This is a genomic window from Rahnella sp. 1L-D-7-B-C2 (assembly GCF_057290995.1).
In genome coordinates, this window is the sequence record NZ_JBXAVQ010000008.1 from 166,801 (window position 1) to 187,044 (window position 20,244).

Annotated in this window: 20 protein-coding genes; 11 read left to right on the forward strand and 9 right to left on the reverse strand. The window is 54.1% G+C overall.

The features are described 5' to 3' along the window. The first annotated feature begins 96 nt into the window (after positions 1–96). Positions 97–1,422: a polynucleotide adenylyltransferase PcnB gene (pcnB, locus tag AC0Z7K_RS15090; protein WP_485615083.1), complete on the forward strand. Its 1,326-nt coding sequence runs from the start codon at positions 97–99 to the stop codon at positions 1,420–1,422. Then, entirely contained in the window at positions 1,419–1,898 is a 480-nt protein-coding gene (folK, locus tag AC0Z7K_RS15095; RefSeq protein ID WP_485615057.1) for a 2-amino-4-hydroxy-6-hydroxymethyldihydropteridine diphosphokinase, read from the forward strand. The genes pcnB and folK overlap by 4 nt, the downstream gene beginning before the upstream one ends. A 5-nt stretch (positions 1,899–1,903) precedes the next feature. On the opposite strand, the gene qseC is transcribed toward folK, so the two are convergent. Next, a complete protein-coding gene (gene qseC, locus AC0Z7K_RS15100) occupies positions 1,904–3,262 on the reverse strand; it encodes a quorum sensing histidine kinase QseC (RefSeq protein ID WP_485615084.1) in 1,359 nt (452 codons plus the stop codon). A gap of 5 nt (positions 3,263–3,267) precedes the next feature. Then, positions 3,268–3,945 (reverse strand): quorum sensing response regulator transcription factor QseB, encoded by a 678-nt coding sequence (gene qseB / locus AC0Z7K_RS15105; protein ID WP_485615058.1) that lies wholly within the window; start codon positions 3,943–3,945, stop codon positions 3,268–3,270. Between the two features lie 148 nt (positions 3,946–4,093). On the opposite strand from qseB, the gene panB reads away from it, so the two are divergent. The 3 genes from panB (at position 4,094) to panD (ending at position 6,244) form a co-directional block, all read left to right on the forward strand. After that, positions 4,094–4,888 carry a 3-methyl-2-oxobutanoate hydroxymethyltransferase gene (gene panB, locus AC0Z7K_RS15110; RefSeq protein WP_413527871.1) on the forward strand — a complete coding sequence of 265 codons (795 nt, stop codon included), beginning with the start codon at positions 4,094–4,096 and terminating at the stop codon, positions 4,886–4,888. A gap of 15 nt (positions 4,889–4,903) precedes the next feature. After that, positions 4,904–5,758: a pantoate--beta-alanine ligase gene (panC, locus tag AC0Z7K_RS15115; RefSeq protein WP_485615059.1), complete on the forward strand. Its 855-nt coding sequence runs from the start codon at positions 4,904–4,906 to the stop codon at positions 5,756–5,758. 105 nt (positions 5,759–5,863) lie between these two features. Beyond that, positions 5,864–6,244 carry an aspartate 1-decarboxylase gene (panD, locus tag AC0Z7K_RS15120; protein WP_413527869.1) on the forward strand — a complete coding sequence of 127 codons (381 nt, stop codon included), beginning with the start codon at positions 5,864–5,866 and terminating at the stop codon, positions 6,242–6,244. 76 nt (positions 6,245–6,320) lie between these two features. On the opposite strand, the gene AC0Z7K_RS15125 is transcribed toward panD, so the two are convergent. Together AC0Z7K_RS15125 and AC0Z7K_RS15130 are read right to left on the reverse strand one after the other, a co-directional pair. Continuing rightward, positions 6,321–7,091: an ABC transporter permease gene (locus AC0Z7K_RS15125; protein ID WP_413527868.1), complete on the reverse strand. Its 771-nt coding sequence runs from the start codon at positions 7,089–7,091 to the stop codon at positions 6,321–6,323. Next, positions 7,091–8,014 carry an ABC transporter ATP-binding protein gene (locus tag AC0Z7K_RS15130; protein ID WP_413527867.1) on the reverse strand — a complete coding sequence of 308 codons (924 nt, stop codon included), beginning with the start codon at positions 8,012–8,014 and terminating at the stop codon, positions 7,091–7,093. The genes AC0Z7K_RS15125 and AC0Z7K_RS15130 overlap by 1 nt, the downstream gene beginning before the upstream one ends. Positions 8,015–8,147: 133 nt before the next feature. On the opposite strand from AC0Z7K_RS15130, the gene can reads away from it, so the two are divergent. After that, positions 8,148–8,804, forward strand: coding sequence for a carbonate dehydratase (gene can / locus AC0Z7K_RS15135; RefSeq protein WP_485615060.1), 657 nt, complete (start codon positions 8,148–8,150; stop codon positions 8,802–8,804). Between the two features lie 70 nt (positions 8,805–8,874). Here can and AC0Z7K_RS15140 read toward each other — a convergent pair whose 3' ends face one another. The 3 genes from AC0Z7K_RS15140 to cueO all read right to left on the reverse strand — a co-directional run bounded on the left by AC0Z7K_RS15140 (position 8,875) and on the right by cueO (position 12,389). Then, positions 8,875–9,855, reverse strand: a complete 981-nt coding sequence (locus AC0Z7K_RS15140) for a YopJ family acetyltransferase (protein WP_485615061.1) — start codon at positions 9,853–9,855, stop codon at positions 8,875–8,877. Positions 9,856–10,118: 263 nt separating this feature from the next. Then, the gene (gene hpt, locus AC0Z7K_RS15145; RefSeq protein ID WP_413527864.1) at positions 10,119–10,655 is read right to left on the reverse strand and encodes a hypoxanthine phosphoribosyltransferase; all 537 of its coding nucleotides are present in this window, start codon (positions 10,653–10,655) and stop codon (positions 10,119–10,121) included. A gap of 129 nt (positions 10,656–10,784) precedes the next feature. After that, complete coding sequence (gene cueO / locus AC0Z7K_RS15150) at positions 10,785–12,389, reverse strand: multicopper oxidase CueO (protein WP_485615062.1); 1,605 nt, start codon at positions 12,387–12,389, stop codon at positions 10,785–10,787. A 193-nt stretch (positions 12,390–12,582) separates the two neighbouring features. Between cueO and AC0Z7K_RS15155 the strand changes: the two genes are divergently transcribed. From AC0Z7K_RS15155 to yddG, 5 genes are all read left to right on the forward strand, one after another. Next, positions 12,583–12,930, forward strand: coding sequence for a YacC family pilotin-like protein (locus tag AC0Z7K_RS15155; RefSeq protein WP_413527862.1), 348 nt, complete (start codon positions 12,583–12,585; stop codon positions 12,928–12,930). 189 nt (positions 12,931–13,119) lie between these two features. Continuing rightward, the gene (gene speE, locus AC0Z7K_RS15160; protein ID WP_485615063.1) at positions 13,120–13,995 is read left to right on the forward strand and encodes a polyamine aminopropyltransferase; all 876 of its coding nucleotides are present in this window, start codon (positions 13,120–13,122) and stop codon (positions 13,993–13,995) included. Positions 13,996–14,023: 28 nt separating this feature from the next. After that, on the forward strand, positions 14,024–14,818 hold the full coding sequence (gene speD, locus AC0Z7K_RS15165) for an adenosylmethionine decarboxylase (protein ID WP_413527860.1): 795 nt from the start codon (positions 14,024–14,026) through the stop codon (positions 14,816–14,818). A gap of 429 nt (positions 14,819–15,247) precedes the next feature. Beyond that, entirely contained in the window at positions 15,248–16,117 is an 870-nt protein-coding gene (locus AC0Z7K_RS15170; protein WP_485615064.1) for a hypothetical protein, read from the forward strand. Positions 16,118–16,218: 101 nt separating this feature from the next. Next, positions 16,219–17,097, forward strand: a complete 879-nt coding sequence (gene yddG, locus AC0Z7K_RS15175; RefSeq protein ID WP_485615065.1) for an aromatic amino acid DMT transporter YddG — start codon at positions 16,219–16,221, stop codon at positions 17,095–17,097. 4 nt (positions 17,098–17,101) lie between these two features. Here yddG and yacL read toward each other — a convergent pair whose 3' ends face one another. Both yacL and acnB read right to left on the reverse strand, forming a co-directional pair. Continuing rightward, positions 17,102–17,467, reverse strand: coding sequence for a protein YacL (yacL, locus tag AC0Z7K_RS15180; protein WP_413527857.1), 366 nt, complete (start codon positions 17,465–17,467; stop codon positions 17,102–17,104). Between the two features lie 75 nt (positions 17,468–17,542). Continuing rightward, on the reverse strand, positions 17,543–20,140 hold the full coding sequence (gene acnB, locus AC0Z7K_RS15185; RefSeq protein WP_413527856.1) for a bifunctional aconitate hydratase 2/2-methylisocitrate dehydratase: 2,598 nt from the start codon (positions 20,138–20,140) through the stop codon (positions 17,543–17,545). Positions 20,141–20,244 lie beyond the last annotated feature (104 nt).

A 20,244-nucleotide genomic window follows, 5' to 3' on the forward strand; every position in this document is an offset into this window, starting at 1 on the left:
AACGATCAGCGCGGTGAGCGCAGTGAACAACGCGCCTCTGTCGAACACGTACAGAAACCCCGCCCGTCATTTGACTATGCCGGAGAAACCCGTGCGATCACCATTGTTCCGCGTGACGAGCACAACATTTCCCGTCGTGATATCAGCGAAAATGCGCTGAAAGTTTTATATCGCCTGAATAAGTCAGGCTTCGAAGCCTTCCTGGTCGGCGGCGGTGTGCGCGATTTACTGCTGGACAAAAAACCGAAAGATTTCGATATCACCACCAACGCCACGCCGGATCAGGTACGTAAACTGTTCCGCAACTGCCGTCTGGTCGGCCGCCGCTTCCGTCTGGCGCACGTCATGTTTGGCCCGGAAATCATTGAAGTCGCCACCTTCCGCGGACATCACGAACAGTACGAAGAAACCGACGATAAAAACGTGTCCCAGCAGGCTCAGAACGGCATGCTGCTGCGCGATAACATTTTCGGCAGCATTGAAGACGACGCCCAGCGCCGCGATTTCACCATCAACAGCCTGTACTACGGCGTTGCTGACTTTACCGTGCGCGATTACACCGGCGGTCTGCGTGACCTGCAAAACGGCATTATCCGCCTGATCGGTGACCCGGAAACTCGCTACCGCGAAGATCCGGTGCGTATGCTGCGCGCCGTGCGTTTCGCTGCCAAACTGGACATGAAAATCAGCCCGGAAACCGCCGAGCCGATCCCACGTCTGGCCACGCTGTTGCAGGAAATCCCGCCGGCGCGTCTGTTTGAAGAATCTCTGAAACTGTTGCAGGCCGGTTACGGTTACGCGACATATAAGAAACTGTGTGAATACCAGCTGTTCCAGCCGTTGTTCCCGCTGATTGCCCGCCAGTTTACTGAAGCCGGCGACAGCCCGATGGAACACATCCTGTTGCAGGTGCTGAAAAACACCGATCACCGTTTGCAAAACGATCAGCGCGTCAATCCGGCGTTCCTGTTCGCGGCAATGCTGTGGTATCCGGTGATTGAGCATGCGCAGAAACTGGCGCAGGAAGGGGGGCTGACGTATTACGACGCCTTCTCTCTGGCGATGAACGACGTGCTCGACGAGCAGTGCCGTACGCTGGCCATTCCTAAACGTATTACCACGCTGGTGCGTGATATCTGGGCCTTGCAGCTGCGTCTTTCACGCCGCCAGGGTAAACGCGCGCACAAGCTGATGGAACATCCTAAGTTCCGCGCCGCCTTTGATTTGCTGGCACTGCGTGCCGAAGTCGAACAGCATCGCGAACTGCAAAGCCTGACCGAATGGTGGAGCGAATTCCAGGAAGCGACACCGGCGTCCCAAAAGACCATGCTCGGCACCTTGGGTGAAGATGCGGTGCCTGCGCGCCGTGCCCGCACACGTCGTCCGCGCAAACGGGCTCCGCGTAAGGAAAGCGGTCAATGATCCGCGTTTACCTCGCTCTGGGCAGCAATCTTGCCCGTCCGCTTGAGCAGGTAAATCTCGCACTGGAGGCGCTGGCCCATGTGCCGCGCACCCGTTTTGTGGCCGCTTCCCCCTTTTACCGCAGTAAACCGCTGGGGCCACAGGATCAACCGGATTATCTGAACGCCGTCGTTGCGTTAGATACCCTGCTTCCCCCTGAACAATTGCTCGACGCCACCCAGGCGATTGAACAGAATCAGGGGCGCGTGCGTAAAGCTGAGCGCTGGGGGCCAAGGACGTTAGATCTCGATATGCTGATTTATGGCGATCAGGTGATCAACACTGAGCGTCTGATCGTCCCGCATTACGACATGAAAAACCGGGAATTTATGCTTTATCCGCTGGCCGATCTGGCCCCGGATCTGGTGTTCCCGGATGGCGAAACATTGCAAAGCGTGCTCGCCCGCGTTCCCCTGAATGGCCTGACTAAATGGTAAGTCGCTTAGCGACTTACCCGCACATCCAGCCCGCCCTCTGCCCTGTTCCTGTAAACGACGTTGAGCTGATGTAACTGCGCGATCCTTTGCACGATCGAAATTCCCAGCCCGCTACCCGTTTGCTCCTGCCCCGGTGGCCGGTAAAAGCGTTCGCCCAGCCTCGCCAGATGTTCTTCCGTGATACCCGGCCCCTGATCGGCGACGGTTAATCCCTGCTGGTCCAGCGTCACCGTAATGTGCGTTCCGCTAGCGGAATAGCGGATGGCGTTATCGAGTAAATTGCGCACCATCAGCGATAACAACAGCGACTGCCCGCGCAGATCCGGCGGCGTCCCCTGATGTTCAAAACGCAGTTCGATGCCTTTGTTGTGCGCGCGATAATCCTGTTCCGCCAGGCTTTGCGCCACCAGCGTCGGCCAGTCGATGATTTCAAGCGTTTCCGGTTCGGCAAAACTTTCCAGCCGTGACAGCGTCAGCAGCTGATCCACCAGACGCGTGGCACGATCGATACTGGTAGTCAGGTTTTCCAGCGCATGTTCGCGCATTTGGGCGTCGTCACCGGAAAGCTGTACCACTTCAGTCTGCACCCGCAGCGCCGCGAGCGGGCTGCGCAACTCATGCGCCGCATCGGAGGTAAAACGGCGCTCGCGCACCAACATTTCGCCGGTTCGCGTAAACAAAGAATTCAGCGCATCCGCCAGCGGCAGCACTTCGCCGGGCAGTTTGTGGGTATCAATCGGCGTGGCGTCTTCCGGCGAACGTTGCCGCAAGCCTTCGGCCACGCGGCGCAGCGGGCGCAGTTCGAGCGTCACCATCACAATCAGCGCCAGCAACAGCACCGGCAAAGAAGCCAGCCACGGCGTCAGCTGACCGCTGACCAGCCCCCACGCCATGTCATTGCGGTAATCGTATTCCTGACCCACTGCCACACGATATTGCTCGTCCGGCGACGTCAGCCAGACCATGCGCCAGAGATCGTCATCGCCCTTCAGCTCCACATCTTTAAAGCCCTGGGTATCGTGATCGAAGCGGATATGCCTGCCCTTCTCGCCGTCATTGAGCAACATATCGCCCTGCCGGTTAAAGATGGCGAACGTCAGTGCATCGTCATCGGTATGACCACGCGAACCTTTATGCACCCACTTTTTGGTATCCGGCAGTTCAGTATTTTTCTGTTCATTCAGACGCTCGCCCAGACCGGTGGCAGCAAGCCTTTTAGCGAACAGCATCTGCTGCGTGTCGAACACTTCGTTGATGTGTTTACGGGTCTGATGCCACGCCACGCCGCTGGCAATCAGCCAGATCAGCAGCGCCAGCAGGGAAAAAATCAGGATCAGCCGCACCCGCAGACTGAGGTTTTTCAGCTCCTTCACGCGGGTTCTCCTGACTGCGCGTCACCCAGCGTATAACCGACGCCGTGAACGGTGCGGATAAAGCCTTTGCCAAGTTTGCTGCGCAGATGATGGATGTGCACTTCGACGGCGTTGCTGCTGACGTCTTCATCCCAGCTGTAGAGTTTTTCCTGAATCAGCGTGCGGGCCAGTACGCGGCCTTTGTTGTTGAGGAAAAGTTCGAGTACCGCGACTTCGCGCGGCGTCAGCGTGACGGATTCGCCGTTAAGCATCACGCTGCGCGCGGCGGGATCAAATTCGATCCCGCCATGGGTGACTTTGGGCGTGATCACGCCGTGACGGCGGCGGTTAAGCGCCTGCAAACGCGCCGCCACTTCAACCAGCGCAAACGGCTTGCACAGATAGTCATCGGCACCGGCCTGCAACCCGCCGACGCGCTGCTCCAGCGCATCCCGCGCGGTCAGAATCAGCACCGGCGTATCGCGCCCGGCCTGTCGCCATTCGCGCAGCAGCTGCATACCGTCCATGCCGGGCAGGCTTAAATCGAGGATCACCGCGTCATACGGCGCGCTGTCGAGCGCCGCTTTACCGGTCAATCCGTCGGTAAACCAGTCAATCGTAAAGCCCAGTTTTGTCAGCCCGGCCTTAATGCCGTCGCCAATCATTTGGTCGTCTTCAACTAACAGAATTCGCATGGTTCCCTCCGTTTTTATCCATTATAGGCCAAGCATCTTAGCGACTTCTTAAGACGGCGATCGCAGATCTTTGCTGTCTGCCTGTGAGCGCTTACAGTAGAATACTGACATCATATTCATCCGATGAATTATTCAAAGGAAAGTGTTCATGAAACCAACCACGCTGAGCCAGCTTCGCCAATGGAAGCAGGAAAAACATAAATTTGCGACCATTACCGCTTATGACGCCAGTTTCGCGCAGCTGTTTGCCGAACAGGGTATTAACGTCATGCTGATTGGTGATTCTCTGGGCATGGTCGTTCAGGGTCAGGATTCCACGCTGCCGGTGACGGTGGAAGAGATCGCTTACCATACCCGCTGCGTGCGCCGTGGTGCACCTCATGCGCTGTTGCTGGCTGACCTGCCATTTATGAGTTACGCCACGCCGGAGCAGGCCTTCGAGAGCGCCGCTGTGCTGATGCGCGCCGGCGGTAACATGGTCAAACTGGAAGGCGGCAGCTGGTTATGTGATACGGTCAGAATGCTGACCGAGCGCGCCGTGCCGGTGTGCGGCCATCTGGGGCTGACGCCGCAGTCAGTGAACATTTTCGGCGGATACAAAGTTCAGGGGCGCGACGAAGTGGCGGCCAATCAGCTGATCAAAGATGCGCTGATGCTGGAAGAAGCCGGTGCGCAGCTGCTGGTACTGGAGTGTGTGCCGGTCGAACTGGCGCGCCGCGTGACCGAAGAGCTGAGCATCCCGGTGATCGGCATCGGTGCCGGTAACGTCACTGACGGCCAGATTCTGGTGATGCACGACGCGTTCGGTATTACCGGTGGCCATACGCCGAAATTCGCCAAAGACTTCCTCAGCGAAGCTGGTGATATTCGCGGCGCGGTACGTCTTTACGTCGATCAGGTCGCGCAGGGCGTGTATCCGGGCGAAGAACACTCTTTCAAATAATCGGGGACAATATCCGTGTTGATAATCGACAGCGTGGCGCTGCTGCGTCGCGAAATTCGTGATTTTCGCCAGAACAATAAACGTATCGCGCTGGTACCGACCATGGGCAACCTGCACGAAGGCCATATGACGCTGGTGGATGAAGCCAAAGCGCGTGGCGACGTCGTGGTTGTCAGTATTTTCGTCAATCCGATGCAGTTTGAACGCCCGGACGATCTTGAGCGTTATCCGCGCACTTTGCAGGAAGACTGCGAGAAGCTAAACAAACGCGGTGTGGATCTGGTCTTCGCACCGTCACCGGCGGAAGTGTATCCGAAGGGCCTGAGCACGCAGACGCAGGTCGATGTGCCGGTGATTTCCACCATTCTGGAAGGTGCGAGCCGTCCTGGGCATTTTCGCGGCGTCTCGACCATCGTCAGCAAGCTGTTTAATCTGGTACAACCGCACGTGGCCTGTTTTGGCCAGAAAGACTTCCAGCAACTGGCGCTGCTGCGCACCATGGTGGAAGACATGGGTTACGATATCGAGATTGTCGGCGTGCCGACTGTGCGTGCAAAAGACGGTCTGGCGCTGAGCTCACGCAACGGTTACCTGACCAGCGACGAGCGCAAAACCGCGCCGCAGCTTTATAAAATAATGAACGCGCTGGCAGAACGTCTCAGCCAGGGCGAGCGCCACATCGACGAGATGTTGCAGGAAACCGCGCAACAGTTGCGCGAGGCGGGCTTTACGCCGGACGAGCTGTTTGTCCGTGACGCCAAAACCTTGCAGAACTTGTCGGTAGACAGTACGTCGGCGGTGATCCTGATGGCTGCATGGCTCGGCAAAGCACGCCTGATTGATAACCAACTGGTTGATCTGACGCAGTAGACAGCGCGGGTCAAATGGGCAAAGATGTTGGCCGGCCGGAATTCAGATTTTTATTATCCGGACCGGCAGGTTCTCAGACTTTTTACGTCAGTAAGGGTAGAAGCAATGATTCGCACTATGCTGCAAGGCAAACTGCACCGGGTTCACGTGACTCAGGCAGATTTGCACTATGAAGGTTCCTGCGCCATCGATCAGGATTTTCTCGACGCGTCAGGCATTCTGGAATACGAAGCGATTGATATTTATAACGTTGATAACGGTCAGCGTTTCTCTACTTACGCCATCGCGGCAGAACGCGGTTCGCGTATTATTTCGGTCAACGGTGCGGCAGCGCGCTGTGCCTGCGTCGGCGATTTGCTGATCATCTGCTCTTACGTGCAGATGTCTGATGCAGACGCCCGTCAGCACCAGCCGAAAGTGGCCTATTTTGAAGGTCAAAACCAGCTGAAGCGCACCGCGAAAGCCGTGCCGGTTCAGGTGGCGTAAGCTTTTCGCTTTTCAAAAAGTCATAAAAAACGGGGCATGAATTGCCCCGTTTTTTATTGCTTCACACCATTAAAAATTAACTTCGTAAACCGCGCCCGCGCTCGATCAAATACCACGCCAGCAGATAAAACACCGCGATAAACGCCACCAGCACACTCATGGTAAACACCAGCGGCACATCCGAAATCCCTAAAAAACCGTAGCGGAAGCCGCTGATCATATACACGATCGGGTTCAGCTTGGAGACGGCCTGCCAGATCGGCGGCAGCAGCGACAGCGAGTAGAACACGCCGCCCAGATAGGTCAGCGGAGTCAGCACGAAGGTCGGGATCAGGCTGATGTCATCGAACGTGGTCGCGAATACCGCATTCAGCAGGCCACCCAGGGAGAACAGGATCGCGGTCAAAAGCAGCGTCAGCGCAATGATCCACCAGGAGTGGATCACCAGTGGCACGAAGAACAGTGAAATCGCGGTGACCAAAATCCCCACGCAGATCCCACGCGCCACGCCACCGCCGACATAACCGGCGATCACCACGTGCGTTGGCACCGGTGCCACCAGCAGCTCTTCAATGTTGCGCTGGAATTTGGCGCTGAAAAACGACGACGCCACGTTGGCGTAGGAGTTGGTGATCACCGCCATCATGATCAGTCCCGGTACGATAAACTGCATGTAGGTAAAGCCATGCATGCTGCCGATCTGCGAGCCGATGAGATTCCCAAAGATGATAAAATACAGCGTCATGGTGATCACCGGCGGAACCAGCGTCTGGATCCAGATACGTCCAAACCGGTTAATCTCTTTCAGCCAGATACTTTTCAGAGCCACCCAATACAGTTGCGACATTATTTCTTTTCCTCGCTGCCGTTCACCAGCGTGACAAACAGCTCTTCCAGACGGTTCGCTTTGTTACGCATACTCAATACCTGCACACCCTGCTTGCTCAGCTGGCTGAACAGGGAGTTAAGCCCCTGCTCGCGCATCACCTCCACTTCCAGCGTTGAGGTGTCTGTCAGCTGACTGCGATAACCTTCAAGTACCGGCAGCGGACTTTTTGCCCCCAGATCCAGAATGAACGTTTCGGATTTCAGCTTCGACAGCAGCGCTTTCATGCTGGTGTTTTCCACCAACTGGCCGCCCTGAATGATGCCGATGTTGCGGCAAAGCATCTCGGCTTCTTCCAGATAGTGCGTGGTCAGAATGATGGTTGTGCCCTGCGCGTTCAGTTCTTTGAGGAAGCCCCACATGGAGCGGCGCAGTTCGATATCCACACCGGCTGTCGGTTCGTCGAGGATCAGCAGTTTTGGCTCATGCATCAGCGCACGGGCGATCATCAGACGACGCTTCATCCCGCCGGAGAGCATACGCGAACGCTCGTTGCGTTTGCCCCACAGATCAAGCTGCGTCAGGTATTTCTCCGCGCGTTGCAGCGCCAGCGGACGCGGCACACCGTAATATCCGGCCTGATTAACAACGACCTGCATCACCGTTTCAAACGGGTTGAAGTTAAATTCCTGCGGCACCAGACCGAGCTGGCGTTTGGCGTTGACGATGTCTTTATCGATGTCATACCCGAACACCCGTACCTTACCCGCCGTTTTGTTGACCAGCGAGCTGATGATGCCAATGGTCGTGGATTTCCCCGCGCCGTTTGGCCCGAGCAGTGCATAGAAATCACCGGCTTCGACGCGCAGATCGATACCACGCAAAGCCTGCACACCACCGGCGTAAGTTTTGGTTAACTTTTCCAGTTCCAATGCATAATTCATAAAGGGGCATACCTTGTTGTAAAAATCTTGTAGTAGGAGTGAGTCAAAATGAGATGTCGAATCAGTTTTAAATTACGGAGCATTGCCCTATATTACCCCATCGCTGTTGGCACGTTACAGGCTATTAACCTCAATGAATGATATAGAAAAGCTCATCAGTAATAACGCCAACTGGTCCAAGACCATGATCGACGTAGATCCTGGTTTCTTCGAACGACTCTCCCAATCTCAAAAACCGCGCTACCTGTGGATCGGCTGCTCCGACAGTCGCGTTCCGGCAGAACAGCTGACAGGTCTTGAGCCCGGCGAACTCTTCGTTCACCGTAACGTCGCCAATCTGGTCATCCACACCGACCTGAACTGCCTGTCTGTGGTGCAATATGCTATCGACGTGCTGGAAGTGGAACACGTGATTATTTGCGGTCACTACGGTTGTGGCGGTGTTCAGGCGGCGGTTGAAAACCCGGAACTGGGGCTGATTAATAACTGGCTGTTGCATATCCGTGACATCTGGTACAAACACAGCTCCCTGCTGGGCGAACTCTCCCCGAACCAACGCCTCGATAAACTCTGCGAACTGAACGTGGTTGAGCAGGTGTATAACCTTGGTCACTCCACCGTGATGCAATCAGCCTGGAAACGCGGCCAGAAGGTTACGCTGCACGGCTGGGTATACGGCATTCAGGACGGACGACTGCGCAACCTCGAAGTTGACGCTACCAGCCGCGAAACCCTGGAACAGCGTTACCGTCAGGGCGTCTCCGCCTTGCTCAACGGTAATCCGCAGTAACAAGCCGCACCACTCTACAGAAATTCAAAAAAGAAAAGGCACAAAAATGTGCCTTTTTTAATGCCTGTTTTTAGGGAAGACTGATCGCGCCCATTTGAATCAACGCCCGTCGCAAAAGCTGGAGCCGTTTGTGCTCGATAGAAACTAGATATTGTGTCTTCCCGTGTGCGGTAATACGGTCCTGATACAGCGAATTTAACCGACTCGTAGCCTCCTCGCGTTCAATGGGTGGCAATTTTTCAAAGATATTTTGGTAAGCACTCCGAGAATGGGTATGTCTTATAAAATCGGCTGGCAGGAGTGATCCTGGAAAAATAGGATAGACGTAAAAATCCATTGAGGAGATATGATCAAAATGTGGATGCAGATAATTATGGGTACAGTGTTGTTGGTGCATATTATTAAACGCGTATTTATGCTTGAGGCTTTTTAATGCAAACGACAAACAAAATATTACGCAATCAGCCGGGCTGCACTGTACCTGTGCATCAATTACCGCGATTCTGAAGTTCTCAACCTGTTTTGTATACAGGATATCTTGAAACTTACTCAGAACGAATTGTTGTGCCGGATGTATAATGCGTGCGCTTTCAATGAAAATAAGAGAACTATATTGTCCGGGCTCAGTAAAATAACAGTCAACATAGAAATGGTGATGCCGGTCTTCTGCGGAAGCAACAAGCGCACGAACATGTTGTTTACGCCTATTTTTGTTGGACTCCAGCCAGAATGCGAACGCGGTAAGCGAAGGATAATAAGATAATTGGAGTTCCGGCTGCCGGGTATTCTCACTGTCTATTAAGATTTGAATGACGGCTCTGTCACCCTGTGTAATCTCGAGATCGGGTTGCTGGCGCATGGCTATGTAGTCGTGTGCCGTATGCAAATGACGATGGAGTCTCGCCCCTTCAGCGGTACATTCCGGGGTCAGATGAGCATTAATAGCATTTTGAATTTTAGGAGGAAAAAAAGTCTGCCCGACAGGTGGAGCCGGAGGGGTATTAAGGGACGTGGAGGCTGGCCGTGTGACTCTAAATTGGTTACGCTTCATATAACACCTTCAGTGATAAATTTATCGTTTAATATAGATATTTAATATGCGAAGTCACCGTGGGAATTAAACATAGAAATTTAATATATGAAATTAACATTTATTAAATAAATGAATTAGTTCTCATAGGAGTGATGATATACCGCCCCTAACCTAATCACTGTAATGAGAAACGTACAACTTATTAGATAAGGTAAAAAGAAAAAACCCCGAATGAACGGGGCTTAAATTTTCAGTCTGGATAACACCGCTGGAAGTGAAAACTATTCCTCCAGCATCACCACTTTACCGACGTACGGCAGATGGCGGTAGCGCTGGGCGTAGTCGATGCCGTAACCGACGACGAATTCGTCAGGGATGGCGAAACCGACATATTCCACTTTCACTTCTACTTCGCGACGCTCGGGTTTATCCAGCAGCGTACAGATCGCCAGAGATTTCGGGCCGCGCAGTTGCAGGAGTTCGCGCACTTTGCTCAGCGTGTTGCCGGAATCGATGATGTCTTCAACGATCAGCACGTCTTTGCCGCGAATGTCTTCGTCGAGGTCTTTCAGGATTTTAACGTCACGGGTGGTGGACATGCCGTTGCCGTAGCTGGAGGCAGTCATGAAGTCAACTTCGTGCGGCACATCAACGGCGCGGCACAAGTCAGCCATAAACATAAAGGAACCGCGCAGCAGCCCAACCAGCACCATTTCGCTGCCGCTGTCGCGGTAGTGCGCGGTGATTTCACGGCCTAACTCGGCAATTCGGGTTTTGACTTCCTGCTCGGAAATCATGACGTCTACGCGATGTTTCATATAAAGACTAACCACCTGATTTAAGAATATTTATCGCCGTTTTTAAGCAAAACGGCGACCTTGAAGCGGAAAGGATTATATCAAAGAACCCGCCGATGGGTAACGCGGCGGGTCGGGGCAATTCGGATTTTATGCAGAAACCGTAAATCCAAGCATCATTCCGGTGTCTTCGTGCTCGAGTAAATGACAATGCGCCATGTACGCGTGATCCTTATCCGCCAGATGGTCAAAGCGCACCAGCACTTCGCTGCGGGCACCTTCGACGCGCACAATGTCTTTCCAGCCCTGACGGTGTGCCGCAACCGGCTGACCGTTTTCAGAAAGAATACGGAACTGCGTGCCGTGGATATGGAACGGGTGGAGCATCATGTCGCCTTCGCCCGAAATCGTCCATTTCTCGTACTGTCCTTGTTTGACATCGAACGCTGGCACGTTCATGTCATAGGCTTTGCCGTTGATTTTATTGCCCTGCATAAAATCGTATTTGCCGGAGGATTTACTCATGTCCATACCGGCCATACTGCCGTGAGCGTCGTGACCGGACTCGGCCATTCCCGGCATCGCGGCCATCTCGCCGCCGCCGTGATCCATACTCATTCCGGCCATCGCGCTGTGACCATATTTCGCCATCAGTGCAGCCATGCCCTGCTGATCGAGCTGTGGATCCATCATCAGTTGCAACCAGCGGGTCGGCAGGTTATCGGTGGACACCAGCTCCGGTAATGTCATCAGCGAATCCGGCAACGTGCCGCCACTTTGCGTCAGCGTCGGCTGGATGCGCAGCACCGGCAAAGGCTTGTCGAACGGCGCCAGCGTCATCCCCATCTGTTTCACGGGCAGCGTGACCAGATCAAACGCTTTGCCGTCGGTGCATTCGATCATAACTTCAAATCGTTCGCCCATCAGCATCGGCAGCTCCGTCACTTTTACCGGCTCGGCGAGAAAACCGCCGTCGCTGGCGATAACGTACATCTGGCGGCCATCGCTGGTGGCGAGATGCAGGGAGCGCGCGTTGCAACCGTTGAGCAGACGCAGGCGCAGCCAGCCGCGTGAGATACCGTGCTGCGGATAAATCGCGCCGTTGGTCAGCATATGTTGCCCGAACCAGCCGACGGCGGCGGTCATCACATCCATCTGGTAGTCGATCTGTCCGGCGTCGTTGAGGCGCTTATCCTGCAAAATCACCGGAATGTCATCCACGCCCCAGCGTTTGGGAAGCTGAAGCATATCGCTGGCTTCATCTTCGATAAGCACCATGCCGGCCAGCCCCATCGCCACCTGATAACCGCTGGTCTGATGCGGATGCGGGTGGAACCAGCAGGTCGAGGCCGGCTGATCGAGCTGAAAACGCAGTTTGCGACTCTGGCCGGGGGCGATCAATCCTTGCGGGCCGCCGTCGATGTCGCCGGGAATTTCCAGCCCGTGCCAGTGAACGGTGCTCGGTACGCTCAGTCGGTTGTTGACCGTCACGTTGACGGCTTCACCACGGCGGATGCGCAGCGCCGGGCCGAGAAGATTGCCATTCACGCCCCATGTCTCGGTAGTGACACCCGGTAAAAACTGACTCTGACCGCGCTGTAACGTCAGCTGGATGGCGCTGCGGGCATCCGGTTCCAGTAACGCGGGGATCGGCAGTGCCGGGCGGCTGTCAGCCAGCGCGAAGCGGCTCCAGCCGGGAAGCGTACTGGCGGCGCCCACCAGGGTCGTCCACTTTACGAAATCGCGACGGTTCATGTTCAGTCCTTATGATCGGAAAATTGCCATAATTGTGCCCCAGCCTAAACCCTGCCCCTGGGGGAAGGTCAAGTGACTGGCGCAGCAGAAAAAATTTGGTGCCCCTTTGTGCTAATATGGTAACGTCATTTTAATTGTGCTTGAGCCGAGTCTTTCTCATTTTCTTTCTATCTAAAAGAACAAGAACACGCCCATGAAAAGAACCACACTGTGTTTGCTGTTACTGTCGCTGCTCGGTTTCTCCTCCGCCAGTCAGGCGTTAAGTGAATCAGAAGCAGAAGATCTCGCGGATCTGACCGCCGTTTTTGTCTTTCTGAAAAATAACTGCGGCTACGAACAGCTGCCGAATACTCAGATCAAACGTGCGATCGTCTTTTTTGCTCAGCAAAACCGCTGGGATCTGAGCAATTACAGCAGCTTCAATATGCAGGCGATGGGCGAAGACAGCTATCGCGATCTGAGCGGCATTGCCGTACCGAAGCCGACCAAATGTAAATCGCTGGCGCGGGATTCGCTGAGCCTGCTGGCCTACACCAACTGATTTCTGTCTTGCGCTCCGTCATTCTGATGCCGGAGCCTGTTCATTTCTCCCCTTTCCTCCCTGCTTTCCCTGACTGGACTACACTGGACTCACGTTCCCCTGCCTGAAATCCCGCCGTGCAAGCCCGGGCAGAGTTAGCTATCATGTGCGCCCATTTTTATGGCTGCGAAGGCTCAGGAGAAGTGCCCAATGTCCCAGAACTCGTCACCCAAAGAAATATGGTATGAGACGCTGCACGCCAATTTCGGCCAGTATTTCAGCGTCGAAAAAGAAATATACCGTGATAAAACCGATCATCAGGATCTGGTGATTTTCGAGAACGCCGCGCTCGGTCGCGTGATGGCGCTCGACGGCGTGGTGCAAACTACCGAACGTGATGAATTTATCTATCATGAAATGCTGACTCACGTGCCGTTACTCTCGCACGGCAACGCCAAAAAGGTGTTGATCATCGGCGGCGGCGACGGCGGAATGCTGCGCGAAGTGTGCCGTCACCAGGGTGTGGAAGCGATCACCATGGTGGAGATCGATGCGGGCGTAGTGGAATTTTGCCGTCAGTATCTGCCGAACCACAGCGCCGGTGCCTATGACGATGCCCGGTTCAATCTGGTAATCGACGACGGCGTGAACTTCGTCAATCAGACCAGTGACACGTTCGATGTGATCATCTCCGACTGTACCGATCCGATCGGTCCCGGAGAAAGCCTGTTCACCTCGGCCTTTTACGAAGGCTGTGCCCGCTGTCTGAAGCCGGGTGGCATTTTTGTGGCGCAGAACGGCGTCTGCTTCCTCCAGCAGGATGAAGCGGTCAACAGTCACACTAAGCTGAGCCACTATTTCAGCGACGTCAGTTTCTATCAGGCTGCGATCCCGACCTATTACGGCGGCATCATGACCTTCGCCTGGGCGACCAACAGCCCGGAATATCGCCAGATCGACAGCCAGACCTTGCAGGCGCGTTTCGACGCCGCAGGCATCACCTGCCGCTATTACAATCCGGCTATCCATCACGGCAGCTTTGCCCTGCCGCAGTATTTACTGAATGCCCTGTCAGCTGCGCGCTGATACGGTATCCATAAGGGGGTGAACTAAATTGCAAAAACTGAAACTGCATGGCTTCAACAACCTGACCAAAAGCCTGAGTTTTTGTATCTACGATATCTGCTACGCCAAAACCGCAGACGATCGTGACGGCTACATTGCCTACATTGACAAAGAATATAACGCCAACCGGTTAACCGAGATCCTCACCGAAACCTGTTCGATCATCGGTGCGAATGTCCTTAACGTTGCGCGTCAGGATTACGAACCACAGGGCGCGAGCGTCACGATTTTAGTGAGCGAAGAGCCGGTCGATCCGCGCGACGTGGACACCACCGAACATCCCGGCCCGCTGCCAAACTCCGTGGTCGCGCACCTGGATAAAAGCCACATCTGCGTGCACACCTATCCGGAAAGCCATCCCGAAGGCGGCCTGTGCACCTTCCGCGCCGATATTGAGGTCTCAACCTGCGGCGTGATTTCTCCGCTGAAAGCGTTGAACTACCTGATCCATCAGCTTGAATCTGACATCGTCACCATTGATTACCGCGTCCGTGGTTTCACCCGTGACGTCAATGGCGTGAAGCACTACATCGACCACTCCATCAACTCGATCCAAAACTTCATGTCTCAGGATATGAAAGCGCTGTACGACATGATGGACGTGAACGTGTATCAGGAAAATATCTTCCATACCAAGATGTTGCTGAAGGAATTCGATCTAAAGCACTATCTGTTCAATGCCAAACCGGAAGAGCTGAGCGTGCAGGAACGCAAAGAGATCACTGATTTGCTGTACAAAGAAATGCAGGAAATCTATTACGGTCGGAATCTGCCTGCGGTGTGACAGACGCACAATGAGAAAGGCCGGACATCTGCGGATGCCCGGCCTTTTTTTATCGTAATAATCTTAGAAATTGCGATCAGGCTATAAAACCCGATAAGCATTACTTAAGTAAAATAACCACGCTGGTATAAAAACCGGCTACACTCCTTAAGACAAATTAATATATAAACAGTAATTAAATTCTATTTTAAGTCAAATTAATCGACAAAGGATCTATGCAATAAACCAAATTATCAATATGACACGCAGCCTATAAATCAAATTATATTTATATTCATTCATTAATTTGAGTTAATACCGATCAAAAGATCGCTATTTTCTTAAAAACAGACAAATCCCTTTATCTCTGCCCCTGCAGCCTTTAGCATCGCCGTATTGCTTACTAAGCAACCAGCTCCATCCACCTGCAAGCAGAAATAAAAAATGACAATGAGTAAATTAAAGACCGTATCCAGCCTGCTGGTCACGAGTTCTTTATTGGTTTCCGGGGTTTCCCGGGCCGGGGAAAGTTTGTTAGGCAGCAATACTGAAGGGATGCGGCACTATGTCAGTTATGGTGCTGAATATTATAAGTGGGACGAATCCGTCGATAATATGGACGGTAAATATGTTGCTGAACATGGCCCTCGCCTGCGCGTAAATTTCGGATCCAATAATTATCTCGATGCACCGGACGGCTTATTAAAAGCCTGGGACATGAGCGTAATGTTTGGGATCGTCAATTATAAAGGCAGCACCCTTGACGATCAGGCCAATGTGCCGAACGGCACGCTGAAAGGGAAAACCTACTACACCGGTTATAACGCCGATTTGACGCGCGGCTACCGTTATCGCGCGTCAGACAGCGTGTCTTTCGATATGAAAGGCACGCTCGGCGGGCAGGTGTGGTTGCGTAACATTCGCTCCGACGATGTTTATATCGCATCGCAGAACCGCACGCGGGATTACACGGCGCTGGAAGTGTCGTTGCAGCCTTACGCGAAAACCGCGCTGGGAGCGAACTGGCAGATGACCGCTGATTCACGTCTGAGTGTCGAAGGCGGTGTGCTGTACCCGATCAAAACCTGGACGCACAGCAATCAGGGTGATGTCTGGTTGGAGCCGAAATCAAAGCTCTCGCCTTTCACTAGCCTGACGTGGAACATCAACAAAGATGTGTTCGTCAAAGCCAGCTATGTGCACCAGAAATACGGCAAGTCAGATGAGAAACAGGGTGATCTGAACGGACGCAACGTTGGCTATTACCAGCCTGCGACCACCACTTCAACATTGGGTCTGGAAGTCGGTTTCTATTTCTGATGACTCTTCTGAAAGTCTCTCTCAAGATGATTGTTGCGGTTTCTTCCACCGCAACAATCGCTTATCTTTAAGGCCTCCTTTTTCAGAGGCATACCCTTTTAATGGATCGTTTTGCAACGCTCTTTGGCGTCGTCGCCATTTTACTGTGGAGCATGAGCGTCGCGCTCACCCGCAGCCTGTCTGAATCGCTCGGCCCCTTCGGCGCGGCCGCCTCTATTTATACCGTCAGCGGGATCATGGTCTGGATGGTCGGCGGAAAACCTTCCCTGCGAGGCGAATCGGCTGCCTATCTGATTGTCTGCGGACTGTTGTTCATCTTCTATATGGTGGCGTTTTCACTGGCCATCGGCCTGGCGCATACCCGTCAGCAGACGCTGGAACTGGGGTTGATCAACTATCTGTGGCCAAGCCTGACGCTGTTGTTTGCGGTGCCGCTGCTGAAATTACGCGTACGCGGGTGGATCTGGCCGGGGGTTATTCTGGCGTTTGCCGGTGTGCTGTGGGCGATCAGCGGCGGTCACGGGCTGGATATTCATCAACTCATACGCAACGTTAGGGGTAATCCGATGGCCTATAGTCTGGCACTGGGTGCTGCGGTGTCGTGGGCGTTGTATTCCAATCTGGTGCGGGTCTTGTGCAAAGGCAAAGGCGCGCTGCCGTTATTCCTGCTGGCCACCGGCGCGGTGCTGTGGGTGCTTTACTTCACGTATTCCTCCAACCGGATCAGCCTGACATTACCAGCGATCCTCGAACTGCTGGCGATGGGTGCGGTGACGGCGATTTCCTATCAGTGCTGGGATCTGGCGATGAAAAAAGGCAATGCCACGCTGGTGGCGGCACTGTCGTATTTCACGCCACTGTCATCGATTTTGATCGCCGGATTATGGCTGCACACGCTGCCGGGCGCCAGTTTCTGGCCGGGCGTGCTGATGGTGGTCGGCGGTTCGTTGTTGTGCTGGACCGCCTCGCGGGGAAAATAGCGTTTTAGCGATAGGTGGTAATGAAAGAACGGTACTTTTCGAGGACTTGCAGAAAGTCCTCGACGCCGCAAAACGCCAGACTTTCTTCGTCGTAGTAGCTCATGCCTTCTTCAATCTCATCGCCGTCGAAATCCAGCTGATTGGTGCGAACCATGACTTCATCGTCGGCTAACAGCAGCGTATATTCGTGGCCGATCATCTGCGTTTCACGCTCGCTGCCTTTAAGCTCAACCAGCGCCGCTTCGACCTTATCCAGCACGCTGAGATCGCCCTTCACTTCCTCATTCAGCCAGTGACCAATTACCTCGTGGCCCATCGAGAACCGCACTTTGACCTCTCCGGTGATGTCGCGCAAAAAGTCGTAGTCCATGATTCAGCCCTCTGGAAAATGAAAATAAAAAAGGGAGCCGAGGCTCCCTTTCAACACTGGCGCAAATATAACGATTTAGACTGCGGTTTGGAAGATCACGCCGTCAGCTTTGTCGGTATATTCACTCAGCTTGTCGAAGTTCAGATAACGGTAAGTGTCCACCGCTGTCTTATCCACTTCAGCCATGTAACCCAGATACTCTTCCGGGGTTGGCAAACGACCGAGCAGGGAAGCAATCGCCGCCAGCTCCGCGGAGGCCAGATAGACGTTAGCGCCATTACCCAGACGGTTCGGGAAGTTACGGGTTGAGGTGGATACCACGGTAGAACCGTCGGCCACGCGCGCCTGGTTACCCATGCACAGTGAACAGCCTGGGATCTCAACGCGAGCACCGCTCTTACCGAATACGCTGTAATAGCCCTCTTCCGTCAGCTGCGCCGCATCCATTTTGGTCGGTGGCGCAACCCACAGACGGGTTGGCAACGCGCCTTTATGGCTGTCGAGCAGTTTACCTGCCGCGCGGAAATGACCGATGTTAGTCATACACGAACCGATAAAGACTTCGTCGATTTTGCTGTTCTGTACAGAAGACAGCAGACGCGCATCGTCCGGATCGTTTGGCGCACAAAGAATCGGCTCTTTGATTTCGGCCAGATCGATTTCGATCACCGCAGCGTACTCGGCGTCGGCATCCGCTTCGAGCAGCGTTGGGTTCGCCAGCCACTCTTCCATGCCTTTGATGCGGCGCTCAATGGTACGACGATCGCCGTAACCTTCAGAGATCATCCACTTCAGCAGCACGATGTTAGAGCTCAGGTATTCTTTGATCGGTGCCTGATCCAGTTTGATCGTACAACCGGCCGCTGAACGTTCTGCGGACGCATCCGCCAGTTCAAATGCCTGTTCTACTTTCAGCTCTGGTAAGCCTTCGATTTCCAGGATACGGCCTGAGAAGAGGTTTTTCTTACCCTTCTTCTCAACGGTCAGATGGCCTTCTTTGATCGCGTAGTAAGGGATCGCATGCACCAGATCACGCAGGGTGATCCCCGGCTGCATTTTGCCTTTGAAACGCACCAGAACGGATTCCGGCATGTCGAGAGGCATCACGCCGGTTGCTGCAGCAAACGCCACCAGACCGGAACCCGCAGGGAAGGAAATCCCGATGGGGAAACGGGTATGGGAGTCACCGCCGGTACCGACGGTATCAGGCAGCAGCATACGGTTCAGCCATGAGTGGATGATACCGTCACCAGGGCGCAGCGAAACGCCGCCGCGATTCATAATGAAATCAGGCAGCGTATGGTGGGTAGTCACGTCAACCGGCTTTGGATACGCCGCGGTATGACAGAATGACTGCATCACCAGATCCGCAGAGAACCCCAGACAAGCCAGGTCTTTCAGTTCATCACGAGTCATTGGACCGGTGGTGTCCTGAGAACCGACGGAGGTCATTTTTGGTTCGCAATATTCGTTCGGACGAATACCGGCAACGCCACAGGCGCGGCCTACCATTTTCTGCGCCAGCGAGAAGCCTTTGTTGCTGGCCGCGACCGGTTTGGCAATGCGGAACACGTCGCTCTGAGGCAACTTCAGTGATTCACGGGCTTTGGTGGTTAAACCACGGCCAATGATCAGCGGAATACGGCCACCGGCGCGAACTTCGTCCAGCAGTACGTCAGTTTTCAGTTCGAACGTCGCAATAACTGCGCCGGTGTCGTGGTTACGCACTTCGCCAAGATACGGGAAGATGTCGATCACATCGCCCATGTTCAGGTCAGACACGTCCACTTCGATCGGCAGTGCACCGGCATCTTCCATTGTATTGAAGAAGATTGGCGCGATTTTTCCGCCCAGAACCACACCACCGCCGCGTTTGTTTGGCACGTGCGGAATATCATCCCCCATGTACCAGAGCACGGAGTTAGTGGCTGATTTACGCGAAGAGCCGGTACCGACCACGTCGCCGACGTAAGCCAGCGGGAACCCTTTCTTGTTGAGTTCGTCGATCTGTTTGATAGGGCCGATGGTGCCCGGCGCGTCAGGCACAATGCCTTCGCGTTCGTTTTTCAGCATCGCCAGCGCATGCAAAGGAATATCTGGACGGGACCAGGCATCCGGTGCAGGTGACAGATCGTCAGTGTTAGTTTCACCGGTGACTTTGAAAACGGTCACGGTGATTTTTTCTGCCAGTTTCGGACGTGACAGATACCATTCGGCATCCGCCCACGACTGAAGGATTTTTTTGGCGTGTTCGTTGCCTGCGTGCGCTTTCTCTTCGACATCATAGAAGTTATCGAACATCAGCAGCGTATGAGACAGCGCTTTGGCGGCGATAGGCGCCAGCGTTTCGCTATCCAGCGCATCGATCAGCGGATGAATATTGTAGCCGCCCTGCATGGTGCCCAGCAGTTCGACAGCTTTTTCAGGGGTGACCAACGGGGAGGTAGTTTCGCCTTTGGCGACGGCAGCCAGGAATCCGGCTTTAACATAGGCGGCTTCGTCGACGCCGGGTGGAACACGGTTAATCAGCAGGTCTAACAGAGTATCTTCTTCGCCTTGTGGCGGATTCTTCAGGGACTCAACCAACGCTGCCATCTGTGAAGCATCAAGTGGCTTAGGGACGATGCCCTCTGCAGCACGCTCGGCTACGTGCTTACGGTATTCTTCTAGCACGACTTTCTCCTCGCTCTCATTGTCATTTATTATGCCTGGCTTCCATCATCAGCATCGCGTCTTGCCTGTAGGGACAGGGGAATTCAGGCTGTCTGATGAATCGG